Genomic DNA, 13,578 nt, shown 5'->3' on the forward strand with positions numbered 1-13,578 from the left:
GCGACTACAGGGCCTAGGCCACGGCCGGATACGGTCGCCCATGGCTTCCGGGATGCGAGCGCCTGGTTGGATCGCGCCTCTTATCCAGTCCAAACCCGTCGGAGGCACTCGAGGACCAGGCGATAGCGACGTTCCGGGCCTGATCCCGCCGCACGGGCAACGTGCAAGCTGCCCCTCTGTCTATATGATGCGAACAGAGATTCGCCGTACCGAGGGGAAAGCCTTGTTCGTCCATGTGGAAACCCGACGGCGCTCCACCGCACAGTGGGCGACGTTGCTGTTGGTGCTCGTTTGCGTTGCGAGCTTCGTGGCCCTCGCATTGATGCCTTCGCCGCAGCGGATCTCGTTCCTGCTCGAGTGGGGAACGATTCCGGCGGACATCTTCGACGTACACGAAGCATTCTGGCGGCAGTTGGCCGACCCGGCGCTGCTGCGCCTGTTCACCGCCCTGTTCATCCACGTGGCGTGGATCCATCTGCTGAGCAACCTGCTGTTCCTGGTGATTTTTGGCCTGCCCGCAGAGCGTACGCTGGGCTCGGCCCGTTTCGTTTCGCTGTTCGTCATGGGCGGAATGGTGGCCAACCTGATCGGCGCGCTCACCCTCGCCGGCGTGCGCCTGCCGATCATTGGCTGCAGCGGTGCCGTATCGGCGGTGTTGGGGGCGTACGTGGCGCTGTTCCCGCGGGCGCGGCTGGGGCTGGTGCTGCCCCTGGGGCTGTTCCTGGAGTTCGTGCGCGTGCCGGCCTTCCTGCTGATCGGCATCTGGGTGTTGCTGCAGTTGGTCTTCAGCTACGCCGGGCCGAGCTATGGCGCAGTGGTGTGGTGGACGCACCTGGCGGGCTTTCTGTTCGGCATCCTGTTCGCGCTGTTCTCGCGTGACGCCATCGCGCGGCGCCTGCGCGGATAGAGTGCACGCCATGGGAGCCAAGAAACTCTACAAAGTGACGTTCCTGCACCTGGGCAAGTGCTACGAGCTGTACGCGCGGCACGTGGTTTCCAGCGCATTGTGGGGCTTCACCGAAATCGGCGAGTTGGTGTTCGAGCCCGTCGGCTCGGGCTTGCTGGTCGACCCCAGCGAAGAGCGCTTGCGCGAGGAGTTCGCCGACACCCGCGTGCTGCATCTGCCGATGCAGTCCGTGGTGCGCATCGAGGAGGTCGAGCGCAAAGGTGCAATAGCGATCCGCGACGCCGGCGACGGGCAGAAGGTCATGCCTTTTCCGATGCCGCCCAAGCCGCGCTGAGCGTTCGGTCCGATACTTCAGCGGAGCTTCGCGCTCAGGCCGTGGCGCAGGCCGAAGTCGCGCATGATCCCCCGCGCGATCGGCGTGGCAGCAACCTGCCGATATACCTGCTGCGGATCGCTGCCTTCACGCCGCATCGTCTCGCGCTTGCGGTGGATGTAGGCACGCATCACATCCGCATTGAACTCCGGGTGGAACTGCACGCTGGCCGCATGCGGCCCGTAGCGCAGCAAATGGTGCGGGTCGCGTGCGGAGCGGGCGAGCACCGTTGCACCGACCGGCGCCTCCAGCACGCTCTGCTCGTGCGTGGTATGTGCGCGGAAGCTCGCGGGAAGCCGACGGGTAAGCGCGTCGTGGGCCGCCGCGGGCGTCAGCTCGATCGGCTGGGTGCCGATCTCGCGGCCGCCGGGCAGATAGTCGACCCGCCCCCCCAGTGCGTGCGCCATCAGCTGATGGCCGTAGCAGACGCCGAACAGCGGCAGCTGTGCGTCCATCGCGTCGCGGATCCAGCCGGCGGTCCGCTCGCTCCAGGCCGCGCGCTCGGTGACCATGGCGGCCGAGCCGGTGATAAGCGCACCGACGACTTCCTTGGGCGGGGGCAAGGTTTCATCCGCGGCGACGTCGACTATCCGCAGCCGCATTGGCGAGAGCGCCGCGCACAGGCGAAACCAGTGCGGAAAATCGCCGTGGCGCGCACGGATGGAATCCGGCGCGCGGCCGGTACGGATGATCAGGACGGGCTTCATGCTGAGGTGCGTCGGGTTGCCGGGTGCTAGGACAGGCTTTCGTGTTCGATCGGCGGCAATACGGTGAGCACTTCCTGCACCGTGGTCAAGCCCTTGGCCACCTGCGCCGCCGCCGAGATGCGTAGCGGTTGCATGCCTTCGGCGAGAGCGGCGCCGCCGAAGCGGCCGAGGTCGAGCTGTGCCGAAATCAGGCCGCGCAGCCGCGAGCTGAGCTTGAGCATCTCGTAGACACCCGTGCGGCCCATGAAACCCGTGTTGCGGCACTCCAGGCAGCCGGCCGGCTCGAACACCTGCTCCGGCACCGGCAGCGACCAGCCATGGGTCAACGCGGTCCAGGCGTGCAGATCCTGCGGTGCTTCGCGCTTGCAGTGCGGGCACAGCGTTCGCACCAGCCGCTGCGCCACGATACCGGTCAGCGTGGACTGGATCAGGTAGTGGGGCACGCCCAAGTCCAGCAGGCGGGTCACCGCGCTGGGAGCATCGTTGGTGTGCAGCGTGGACAACACCAGGTGGCCGGTCAGCGAGGCCTGCACCGCCATCTGCGCGGTCTCCAGGTCGCGGATCTCGCCGACCATGATGATGTCGGGGTCCTGGCGCAGCAGCGTGCGCACGCCGGCGGCGAAGTCCAGGTCGATCGAGGGCTGCACCTGCATCTGGTTGAGTTCGGGGCTGACCATCTCGATCGGGTCTTCCACCGTGCAGACGTTGAGCTCGGGGCGGGCAAGGTGCTTGAGCGTGGAGTACAGCGTGGTGGTCTTGCCCGAGCCGGTCGGACCGGTGACCAGCACGATGCCGTGCGGGCGCTCGACCATCGAGCGCCAGGTCGCGCCCTCCTCGGGCGAGAAGCCGAGCTGGCCGAAATCCTTGGCCACGATGTCCGGATCGAAGATGCGCATCACCACCTTCTCGCCGAAGGCGGTGGGCATGGTCGAGATGCGCAGTTCGACTTCGCGACCGGCGGCGGAGCGGGTCTTGATGCGGCCGTCCTGGGGGCGGCGCTTCTCGGCCACGTCCATGCGCGAGAGGATCTTGATGCGCGCCGTCACCGCGGTCATCACCGGGGGCGGCAGCTCGAACACCTTGTGCATCACGCCGTCGATGCGGAAACGCATCTGCCCGGCCTCGCGGCGTGGCTCCAGGTGGATGTCCGAGGCGCGCTGCTCGAAGGCGTACTGGAGCAGCCAGTCGACGATGTGCACGACGTGGCGGTCGTCGGCGCCGACCTCGCCGGTCTTTCCCAGCTCGACCAATTGCTCGAAGTTGAGGATTCCCGCGGATGGATCGTAGCCCGCAGCCTTGGCGTCCTGTGCCAGCTGGATCGAGCGCTGCACGCCGTAGAACTCCGCCAGGTAGCGGTTGATGTCCAGCGGGCTCGATACCACCCGCTGCACGTCCCGGCGCAGCATGTGCGAGAGGTCGGTGGCCCAGGCCGCGTCGAACGGCTCGCTGGTGGCGAAGGTCACCTCCGATGGCGTGACCGCCACCGGCAGGATGCGGTGGCGCGTGGCGTAGGCATGGCTGACCACCTGGGTCACGGCCGCCACGTTGATCTTCATCGGGTCGATCTTGAGGTAGGGCAGCGCCGCCTGGCCGGCCAGCCACTCGGTCAGGCCTTCCAGGCGCAGCGGGCGACCGGGCTCGCGCAGGTTCGGCAGCTTGGCGTTGGCGATCAGCACCAGTGGATGCAACTCCACGGTGCTGCGGCCTGCGCGGGCGCCCATGCGCACGTTCTTGGCGTCCTCCGCACCGACGAAGCCGTCGACCACCAAGGCAGCTAGCACGTCGTCCAACCCCAACCGGCCGCGTCGGCCGAGCAGGGATGCGATTTGCGGTGATGCGGCCATCCGGACGGCCTCCCGTGATGCGTTCGATCCGGCGCCGTGCCAGTGCCGGCGCGGGCTGTGGCTATACTAACCCGCTTTGTTGCAAGGCCTATCGCCCATGAGCGCACGCACCTTCCAGGACGTGATCCAGACCCTCAACCGCTACTGGGGCGCGCAGGGCTGCGTGCTCTTGCAGCCGCTGGACACCGAGGTCGGCGCGGGCACCTTTCACCCGGCCACCTTCCTGCGCGCGCTCGGTCCCGAGCCCTGGGCGGCCGCCTACGTGCAGCCCTCGCGCCGTCCCACCGACGGGCGCTACGGCGAGAACCCCAACCGCCTGCAGCACTACTACCAGTACCAGGTGGTGATGAAGCCCAACCCGGAGAACATCCTGGAGCTGTACATCGGCTCGCTGAAGGAGCTGGGGCTGGACCCGCTGGTGCACGACCTGCGTTTCGTCGAGGACAACTGGGAATCGCCCACGCTGGGCGCCTGGGGCCTGGGCTGGGAGGTGTGGCTGAACGGCATGGAGGTCACCCAGTTCACCTACTTCCAGCAAGCGGGCGGGCTGGAATGTCGCCCGGTGACCGGCGAGATCACCTACGGCCTCGAGCGCCTGGCGATGTACCTGCAAAATGTAGACAACGTCTATGACTTGATCTGGACTGACGGTCCACGTGGTGTCGTCACCTACGGCGACGTGTTCCACCAGAACGAGGTCGAGCAGAGCACCTACAACTTCGAGCACGCCAACGTGGCCGAGCTGCTGCGCTGGTTCGACGTGTGCGAAGCCACCGCCAACCAGCTGATCGCCGCCGGCCTGCCGCTGCCGGCCTACGAACAGGTGATGAAGGCCAGCCACACCTTCAACCTGCTCGACGCGCGCCGCGCGATCAGTGTGACCGAGCGCCAGCGCTACATCCTGCGCGTGCGCACGCTCTCGCGTGCCGTCGCCGAAGCGTACGTGGCGCAGCGCGAGAAGCTCGGTTTTCCGGGCCTGAAGAACGTTTCCAGGGAGCAGGCCGCATGAGCCAGCCGAAGTCGCTGCTGATCGAACTGGGCACCGAGGAGCTGCCGCCCAAGGCGCTCGACGAGCTGTCGCAGGCGCTCCTGGACGGCATCGTCCAGGGCATGGGCAGGCGCGGCATCGAGGCGGGCCTGGACCTGGCGCGCGCCTACTGCACGCCGCGCCGGCTGGCCGTACACGTGCCAGCGGTAGCGCCTACCCAGCCCGAGCAGCACCTCGAGCGTCGCGGCCCGGCGGTCAACGCAGCGCTGGATGCGCAGGGCCAACCGTCGAAGGCGTTGCTCGGCTTCGCGCAGTCCTGCGGCGTCGAGGTTTCCGAGCTGGAGAAGCTGGAAACCGACAAGGGCGCCTGGTTCGTGTTCCGTGCGATCAAGCCTGGCCAGAGCCTGGCCGCGCTGCTGCCGGAGATCGTCGAGGAGGCGCTCAAGAGCCTGCCGGTTCCGCGCCCGATGCGCTGGGCGGACCACGACTATGCCTTCGTGCGTCCAGTGCACTGGCTGGTGATGCTGCACGGTGCCGACATCGTCGACGGCGAGGTGCTGGGCATAAGGAGCGGCCGCAAGTCGCGTGGCCACCGCTTCATGCATCCCAACCCCGTGCATGTGAGCGATGCCGACGGCTGGCTGGATGCCCTGCGCGCCGCCAAGGTGCTGGCCGACCCGCTCGAACGGCGCGAGCGCATCCGCGAGGAGGTGGGCCGAGCGGCCGTGCAGACCGGCGGCACGCCCCGCCTGGACGACGCCCTGCTCGACGAAATCGCCAACCTCACCGAGTGGCCCGCGGCGATCGCCTGCGCATTCGAGCCCGAGTTCCTCGCGGTGCCGCCCGAAGCGCTGGTTACCACCATGGAGACCAACCAGAAGTTCGTGCCGGTATTCGACGCCGAGGGCAGGCTGACCGAGCGCTTCATCGGCATCGCCAATATCGAGTCGCAGGACCCCGCCGAGATCCGCAAGGGCTACGAGCGCGTGATCCGCCCGCGCTTCGCCGACGCCAAATTCTTCTGGGACGAGGATCTGAAAACCCCGCTGGCCGGCTATCAGGAGTCGCTGAAGAACGTCACCTACCAGCAGGCCCTGGGCAGCCTGTGGGACAAGAGCGTGCGCGTGGCGGAGCTGGCCCGCGTGATCGCCGCCCGTGTCGGCGTCGACGCCGGCGCTGCCACCCGAGCCGCGTCCCTGGGCAAATGCGACCTGCTCACCCGCATGGTCGGCGAATTCCCTGAACTGCAGGGCGTGATGGGTCGCTACTATGCGCAGCGCCAGGGCGAAGGCGAGGCCGTGGCATTGGCGCTGGACAGCTACTACCAGCCGCGTTTCGCCGGCGACGCCATTGCCGGCGACACGGTGGGCCAGGTGCTGGCGGTGGCCGAGCGCCTCGACACCCTGGCGGGCATCTTCGCTGTCGGCATGAAACCCAGCGGCAACCGGGATCCCTTCGCGCTGCGCCGCGCCGCCCTGGGCCTGGCCCGCACGCTGGTCGAGGCCGGGCTGGAACTGGACTTGCGCGCCAGTTTCGCCGAGGCGCTCGAGCTGCTGCCCGAGGCCGCGCTTGCCGCGGGCATGAAGCCGGACAAGGACGGCAAGCCGCCTGCGCTGGATGCCGGTGCGCGCCGTGGAGCGCTGCTCGCCGAGCTCTCCGATTTCGTGTTCGACCGACTGCGCGCCTACTACGCTGAAAAGGGCTTCACCGCCGAACAGTTCGAGGCGGTGCTGGCCGTCGGGCCGGCCACGCTGCCCGACTTCGATCGCCGACTGCGCGCGGTAGCCGAGTTTGGCCGTCGCCCCGAGGCGATCAACCTGGCGGCCGCCAACAAGCGGGTGGCCAACATCCTGCGCAAGGCCCACGAGGAAACCGGCGCGCTGCCAGGTGGCGCGGTCGATCCGTCGTGTTTCGAGCTGCCCGCCGAGCGCGAGCTGGCCGCTGCGCTGGATGCCGCATTGGCCGCCACGGCCGGGCCGCGCGCCGATGGCGACTACACCGCCGTGCTGGCCCGCCTGGCGCAGTTGCAGGCGCCGGTGGATGCGTTCTTCGACAAGGTGCTGGTCAATGCCGACGATGCGCGGGTGCGGGCCAATCGCCTGGCCCTGCTCGCCCGCCTGCAGGCACAGTTCGGCGCGGTGGCCGATATCGCGCGACTGTGAGGGTCAGGCAGTCACGCCGGCATGGCGGATGCGCTCGGCCAGCTTCCGATTGAACACCAGCATCGCATCGGTATCCAGGCGCGTACCGCCGGGACCCAGCGCCTCGTAGAGGCTGGCCAGCAGGTCGGTGTTTTCGGCCAGCGAGAAGGGATTGCCGGCCAGGTCCAGCTCCGACTGCAGGATGCGCATCGCGGCGTGCAGCCGCTGGGTATCCATGCCGGCGCCGTGGGTGTCGAAGGCCTCGCTGGCAATACCTCCCGGGCGCAACCGCAGGCGGTGCGTGGTTTCGGTGGTGTACTGCTCGTCGCCGTTGGGCTGGTCCACCTCCCCCATGATCGCGCCCTCGCCGGCTACCAGCCACACCAGCGAGATGCCCAGGGTGCGCGCCAGCGTCACGCAGCGCGCGCGGGAGGGATCGGTATTGCCATCGCGCCAGCTGCGTACGACGCCTTCGGAAAAACCGCACATCCTTGCGATCTCCGTCGCGCTGCCCACGCGCTGGATGAGGAACTTGATGCGGTCGGCAAAGGAGCTGCCGGTTTCCGGAACGGGAGAGATGGGTGCGAGGTTCATGGGCCTGGTCCAGACAGCGGGAAACAATGCCGGTCGCCATCGAAGCGCGGTTCGCCGAAGCCAATCGTAGCGCGCCAGTGCTTACCGCAAGCTTTCGTTTGCGAAAAGAGGTGGCGGTCGCGGGTGTTTACCCGGTGTGAATGGAAATCGCCCGGATCCGCTGGCCACCCTCCGGATGGCTTGACTTTTGCGCGATGGCGGGTTTTTCCGCTATGCTTGGAACTTCCCCCGCGGAAAAGCGCCGTCAGGCGCCGGTTCCGTGCATTCCCCAAGCAGTTCATTTCGTAAAAAGAGGTTTTCCGATGCGCAGGATGGTCTGGTCGCTGATGTCGGTAGCTGCGCTGGCCCTGGCCGGCTGCAATGGCTCCCATGCACCCGAGCAGGGCGCCCAGAACGCGGCGGCGGCAGCCAAGGCCAATGTGGTGACGGGCACCATTACGGTACGCGGTGACAACACGGTTTCGCCCGAGGCGAAACTGGTGGTCAACCTGGTCGACGTCTCCTCCACCGATCAGGCCGGCGCGGCGCCGCTGGCGAGCAAGGCCATCGCACCGGTACAGCTTCCGGCGTCCTTCGAGCTCAACTTCAATCCTGCCGACGTGAACCCTGCCGACCTGTATGTGGTCCAGGCCCAGCTTACCGACGGCGAACGCAATTACAGGATGGCGCTGCAGGCGCCGGTGCTGACCAAGGGTGCGCCCAGCCAGGTGTCGATCGAGCTGGTGCCGGAACAGACGGCCGCCGAGAAGGAGATGGCCGAGTTCCAGATGGTGCAGAAGCAGATCGGCGGCATGAAGATCAGCAATGGCACCAAGCTGGAGAAGGACGTCTCGCGCGCCTGGCAGGTGTTCCGCGCCAACGGCGCCGTGCAGTTCATCCGCGCCCGCGCCGACTATGGCGACAAGGGCTTCACCAGCACCGACTTCGCCTACAAGGACGGCCAGCCGTGGGTCGTCGTGCAGCAGAAGAAGGCCAGCCAGGACGCCAAGCCCACCTCGACCGAGCGCGCCGGCTGGGACAAGGACGGCAACCTCGTGCTCAAGCAGGTCGTTGCGGATGGCAAGACCAGCGCGCTGGCCGATGACGAGGCCGCGAGCCTGAAGAAGCAGGCCCAGGACATCCTCTCCATGGCGACGGGCGGCAAGGGCAAGTAGGCCTGCCGTCGCCGCAGGTGGATCGTCCAGCCGCCTGGACGTCCAAAGCCAAAAGAAAAGCCGCCTTCGGGGCGGCTTTTCTTTTGTGGTGCATGGGCAGTTTCAGAACCCGATCTTCAAGCCCAGGTTGATGCTGTTGTCCTTCTGGGTGCGGTCGCTGAAGCGGCCGTGGTAGCCGAACCAGCCGATGAGGTTGGGGCTGAACTGCGCAGACAGGCCCAGGTCGGCGCTCGCCCAGGTCTTGTCGGGTACGTAGCCGCTCAGGGAGAAGCTGCCCGGCATGCCCACCACGCCTGCCTGGACCTCGCGCGGGTCGGCCTTGTCGTCGTGGTTCCAGGCCAGTTCCGCGTACGGCACCAGCAGGGTGCCGCCGGCCTGCCAATGACCCTGCAGGCGCCAGCCCAGTGAACCGACCAGGGCATCGCGCTGCTGGCGACCGAACCACATCGCCGTGCTGCTGCCGCCGCTTTCGGCGTGGCCGTCGACCTTGACCGTTTGCCACTCGACGTGCGCGAACGGACCGGTCTGCAATCCGCCCGCCTGGAACCACCAGCCGCCTTCGAAGCCGCCGCCCAGGTGCGTACCGTCGGCCTTGCCACCCTCGGCGCGCAGCGCCGCCCCCAGCTGCACGCGCCGGTTGACGTCGCTGAAGTTGGACTGGCCGAAGCCGACGAACCCGCCGAGGTAGCCGCCGCCGTTGTGGTAGAGCGCGTAACCCAGGCCGGAGATGTCGTGCATCTTGTAGCCGCCCGTGTTGCCGGCGAAGTCCGCGTTGCTCTGGCCCAGATTCAGCGCAACGCCGGCCGATACATGCTCGCTGGCGCGCACGTCGGCGCCCAGGGTCAGGTTGACGTTGTTGCTGGTGGTCTTGGGCGAGGCGCTGGTGACATCGAAACGCTGACGGCCGTAGTCGGCGCTGGCGAAGAAACGCGTATCGCTGCCCTGGCCGTCGGCCAGCATCTGGTTGCGTATCGCGCGGTACTGCGCGGCGGTGGCCGCAAGAGGGGCCTCCGCCAGCAGCGACATCTGGCCTGGTGCGGCGAGCTCGGAGAGCACGTACTGGGCCAGCATCGCATGGGCGGCGGTGGTTGGGTGTACGCCGTCGGCGAACAGGTAGGTCTGGTCGGTGCCCGCGGCGTACGAGAAGGGCAGCCCCGAACCGGCCGGACCGCACTGCACCGAGCTGCCGTTGCAGGCCGGCGTGGTGACGTTGCTGAAGCCGTAGGCGGACGGGTTGGCGATCACCTCGTTGAGCAGCGTGAAGGTGTCCACCGGGATCACGTTGAGCCCGTTGGCGCTCAACTGCGAGAGGCCCGTGCCGAGGACGCCGTTGTAGACCAGCGCAAGCAGGGTGCCGCCGGCCTGCGCCGAAGGGCCGCCGGCCGCGCTGGCCGGGGTCTTGCCGATGTCCGGCAGGTTGTAGACCACCACGTAACGCGCACCGGCCGCCTGCAACTGGCCAAGCATGCCCACCTCGGCCTGTGCGGCGGCGGCGGTACCGGCTGCCAGCACGTTCGCGTCGGTGCTGGTTCCGGTCAGGTAGAAGATGTCGTTGGCGCCGCCCCAGACCTGGTACAGCGCGTTGGCGTCGGCCTTGCCGCCATTCGCGCCCAGGTACATCGCCATCTGCTGCGGCAGCGTCGGCACCGGCGCCACGCCCTGCACCACACCCGCGCCGCCGAAGGCGAAGTCGGTGCCGCCGGCCACCGACGGCGCCAGCGTGAAGCCCAGCCCGGCGGCCACGTGCTCGGCCGTGGTGATGCCCGGGTTGGTGGTGAAGCGCAGCGGCACCGGTGAACCCTGCGAAAGGGACAGGTTGCCGGCGTCGCTCAGGCTGTCGCCGAACACGACGACCTTGCTGAAGTCGGTGGCGGCAGCCGCGGTGCTGAACAGCAGGCCGGCCAGAATTGCGCCGGCAAGAGGACGGTTACGGGGCATGGTTGACGCTCCTGGTGGCCGGGATTGGCCTCGTTATTTGCACGTCACGTTAATGCACTCCATACGGAAGCGCATGCTGCGGCGCATCGCTTTCGGGATTCCCTTTTTTGGTCGGAACGCCATGGTTTGTAGAGGCAAGCAAGCCATAGCGAGCTCTGGTCGACAAACTATGGGCGAACTAGCTCGCTGCCGACCATGCGAAAGGGTGCCGCTTCCGCACGAGCACCAGCCAAGCCCGTCACCAAAGGCGCAGCCGCCATAGGGGCCGACTGGAGCAAGCTAGACCCTCGCCATCGAGGAAGGCTTGCGTCCCCTGCTGAAGGATCCAGACATCCGGACCAACCACGTGTTGCGCGGGCCGGCTTGCCCGACGACCTCTTCTCGCGCGCCCAGGGTGCCATCCCGGAGCATAGGTTTCGCGCGCTTTAGGTCGCCGACTCGCAGGGTGAACAAACCTACAGCCGTGGTCGCGTGATTCGCAGCTTGGACGTGCCCAGCATGGGCTTCAACGGAAAATAGGCCTGGTGTGTGGTGCCATCCACGGCGACGACGTGGGCATTCGGGCCGAGCTTCGCGGTAGCGAGCGGTCGAACGGCCTGCCCGGTGACCTTGAAGATCGACACCTCGCCGGATTCGCCGGCCACATAGAGCCAGCCGAGCGAGGCATCGAAGGCCAGGACATCCGGATCATCGGCAACGTCGAACGTGGCCCGCAGCTTTCGGCTGGTCAGATCCAGCACCAGCAACTTGCTGTTGTCCTCGCACGCGATGAAGGCCAGACGCGAGGCGTCATCGATGTAGAGGCCGTGATTGCCGGCGGCACCAGGAAGGTTGATCCGGCTGATCACCTTGTCGGTGAGCGGATCAATTTCCGCCAGCTGCTTGCGAGTCTGTACGTTCGCGAAGATGTGCCGGGTGACCGGATCGTACTGGGTGTTTCCCACCTCGCCGCCCAGCGGGATGGTGGCCACCCGGGCGTTCGACCGCACGTCGATCACGGTATCGGTGCCGCCGTGTTCGTCGGAGACATACAGCTTGTGCACGTCAGGGGCATAGGCCATGCCGTCCGGATAATCCCCCGCCGGGGTGCGTGCAGCGACCTTGAAGGTTTTGGCATCGATCGCGACCACTTCACCGGTGCCGGTCGCCGAGGCGTACACCCGATCCAGCTCCGGCACGTACAACACGCCGTGGACGGAGCTGACGTCGGGGATGGTCGCCACCACATTGCGCCGGGCGGTGTCGAACACGACGACGGCGCTGTCGCCCAGGTGCGCCAGGAAAAGAAGGTGATGCCGTTCGTCGAGGCTGGCGTAGTCCCAGCGCGTGGCTCTGCCGGGTAATGGCACCTCCGCAAGCGTGGTCAGCGGCAACTGGCTGCCCGGACCGCTTGCGCTGCTGCACGCGGGCATGGCCACGAACAGGGTCGCAAAGGCCCCCAGGACCACCAGGCCCCGACGGAGGGTGCGGTCCGCCTTGAGGTTCATGCGCTGGCACTCGCGTCCAAAGCACACATGCTACGCGCTATGCATGTTGCCATGACGTCACTGTTCTTCCGGCGGCTTCAGCTGTCGAAACTGCGCCAGTAGCAACAAGTCGTAGAGGATCTTGAGCGAGCCGCAGATCAGCAAGGGCCAGGCGAAAGACGAGGCCGCGAACAGCGCACCGGCCAGCGCAGGACTCGCGGAGGAAGCCAGGCTGCGCGGCACTGAAGTGAAGCTGGCGGCGGCGCTGCGCTCGGACTCGGTCACCACAGCCATCACGTAGGACGAGCGCGTCGGCACGTCCATCTGCGACAGCGCGGCGCGTACAAGCAGCCATGCCAGCGCCGACGCAAGCGACGGGGCGAAGGCCGCGAGCATCAGCGCGATGCTGGAGGGGATGTGCGTGAACACCATCGTGTTGACCAGGCCGATGCGTCGCGACAGTCGCGCAGCCACCGGATACGACAGCGCGGACAGCAACCCCGTGCCGAAAAAGAACACGCCGGCCGCCGTCAGCGAGAGATTGAACCGCTGAAACAACCACAAGGCGAGCAGCGATTGCACGACGAATCCACCGGCGAAAGCGTCCAGGCTGAACAGGGCCGCGAGCTTCATGACGATGGCGCGCGAAGGACCCAGTGCTGCACTCGCCGGGGTGGCCGCGCCATCGATGGCATGCCGGGGAAGGCGCCTATAGAGGTATCGTCCCGCCACTCCAAGCAAGGCGTACAGCACGAACATGGACCGCATCGCGGTCGACCGGTCCACGCCGAGCAATGTCGCCAGTTCCGGGGTTCCGGCGATCAGCGCACCTACGGCCGCAGCCACGGCACCGGCCACGCTGTAGCGAGCGAACATCCGGGTACGGTCCTGATCGCCGGCTTCGCGTGCCAGCGCGGCGTGCTCCAGCGGTACGAATACGCTGACGTTGCCGGCGGACGGGTTGATCGTGCCGGCGAAGGCGACGATCAGCAGAATGCCGTAATCACGGAAGGCGGCGAATGCCAGCCCGCTGGCTACCATCAGTCCGGCAGCGAGCTGCAAAAGCCGGCGGTATCCATAGAGCGCTCCCAGCCATCCAGCCCCGAGGGTCAGGCACGCCGAGCCGAGCAGCGACGCGGTGGCGAGCACGCCGACCGCGAATGGCGAGAAACCCAGCGCCAGCAGATAGGCCGGCAGCAGGATCGCGACGAAGCTGTCGCCGAAATCGCGTAACGCGCGGGCGGCAAACAGGCCATGCAGCGGATCGAGCGTCCATCGCGGAGAGACGAGTGCCTGATTCACTGCGGCGGCCCTCCGATTGTGAATAGCGCAAAGGTCTGGAGTTCCAATCCCATCCGAAGGAGATTGGACATGACGAAGCGCCTTTTCCGAAGAGCAGATCGTCGGCTTCCCGCATGTGGCGAACGCCAGATGGCGGGCAAGGACGCTTCGCTTCTGCCAGGCTC

The 13,578-nt window shown here is 67.2% G+C and carries 11 protein-coding genes; 5 read left to right on the forward strand and 6 right to left on the reverse strand.

Annotated elements, in window-relative coordinates:
- Positions 1–223 precede the first annotated feature (223 nt).
- Positions 224–907: a rhomboid family intramembrane serine protease gene (locus HOQ08_RS01465; protein WP_291190510.1), complete on the forward strand. Its 684-nt coding sequence runs from the start codon at positions 224–226 to the stop codon at positions 905–907.
- Between the two features lie 10 nt (positions 908–917).
- A complete protein-coding gene (locus HOQ08_RS01470) occupies positions 918–1,241 on the forward strand; it encodes a DUF1820 family protein (protein WP_291190512.1) in 324 nt (107 codons plus the stop codon).
- A 17-nt stretch (positions 1,242–1,258) separates the two neighbouring features.
- On the opposite strand, the gene HOQ08_RS01475 is transcribed toward HOQ08_RS01470, so the two are convergent.
- Positions 1,259–1,987 carry a glutamine amidotransferase gene (locus tag HOQ08_RS01475; protein ID WP_291190515.1) on the reverse strand — a complete coding sequence of 243 codons (729 nt, stop codon included), beginning with the start codon at positions 1,985–1,987 and terminating at the stop codon, positions 1,259–1,261.
- Positions 1,988–2,013: 26 nt separating this feature from the next.
- Positions 2,014–3,831 (reverse strand): GspE/PulE family protein, encoded by a 1,818-nt coding sequence (locus tag HOQ08_RS01480; protein ID WP_291190517.1) that lies wholly within the window; start codon positions 3,829–3,831, stop codon positions 2,014–2,016.
- A gap of 97 nt (positions 3,832–3,928) precedes the next feature.
- Between HOQ08_RS01480 and glyQ the strand changes: the two genes are divergently transcribed.
- Positions 3,929–4,840, forward strand: a complete 912-nt coding sequence (gene glyQ, locus HOQ08_RS01485; RefSeq protein ID WP_291190520.1) for a glycine--tRNA ligase subunit alpha — start codon at positions 3,929–3,931, stop codon at positions 4,838–4,840.
- A complete protein-coding gene (glyS, locus tag HOQ08_RS01490) occupies positions 4,837–6,981 on the forward strand; it encodes a glycine--tRNA ligase subunit beta (RefSeq protein WP_291190523.1) in 2,145 nt (714 codons plus the stop codon). The genes glyQ and glyS overlap by 4 nt, the downstream gene beginning before the upstream one ends.
- Positions 6,982–6,984: 3 nt before the next feature.
- Here the strand turns inward: glyS and HOQ08_RS01495 are convergent, their stop codons facing one another.
- On the reverse strand, positions 6,985–7,554 hold the full coding sequence (locus HOQ08_RS01495) for a transcriptional regulator (RefSeq protein WP_291190526.1): 570 nt from the start codon (positions 7,552–7,554) through the stop codon (positions 6,985–6,987).
- A 302-nt stretch (positions 7,555–7,856) separates the two neighbouring features.
- Between HOQ08_RS01495 and HOQ08_RS01500 the strand changes: the two genes are divergently transcribed.
- Positions 7,857–8,708: a DUF1481 domain-containing protein gene (locus tag HOQ08_RS01500; RefSeq protein WP_291190528.1), complete on the forward strand. Its 852-nt coding sequence runs from the start codon at positions 7,857–7,859 to the stop codon at positions 8,706–8,708.
- Positions 8,709–8,810: 102 nt separating this feature from the next.
- Here HOQ08_RS01500 and HOQ08_RS01505 read toward each other — a convergent pair whose 3' ends face one another.
- The 3 genes from HOQ08_RS01505 to HOQ08_RS01515 form a co-directional block, all read right to left on the reverse strand.
- Positions 8,811–10,646: an autotransporter domain-containing protein gene (locus HOQ08_RS01505; protein ID WP_291190531.1), complete on the reverse strand. Its 1,836-nt coding sequence runs from the start codon at positions 10,644–10,646 to the stop codon at positions 8,811–8,813.
- Positions 10,647–11,101: 455 nt separating this feature from the next.
- A complete protein-coding gene (locus HOQ08_RS01510; RefSeq protein ID WP_291190534.1) occupies positions 11,102–12,133 on the reverse strand; it encodes a hypothetical protein in 1,032 nt (343 codons plus the stop codon).
- A gap of 57 nt (positions 12,134–12,190) precedes the next feature.
- The gene (locus HOQ08_RS01515) at positions 12,191–13,414 is read right to left on the reverse strand and encodes an MFS transporter (RefSeq protein WP_291190537.1); all 1,224 of its coding nucleotides are present in this window, start codon (positions 13,412–13,414) and stop codon (positions 12,191–12,193) included.
- Positions 13,415–13,578: the final 164 nt, after the last annotated feature.

Source organism: Frateuria sp., assembly GCF_013362045.1.
Lineage (GTDB): Bacteria > Pseudomonadota > Gammaproteobacteria > Xanthomonadales > Rhodanobacteraceae > Frateuria_A.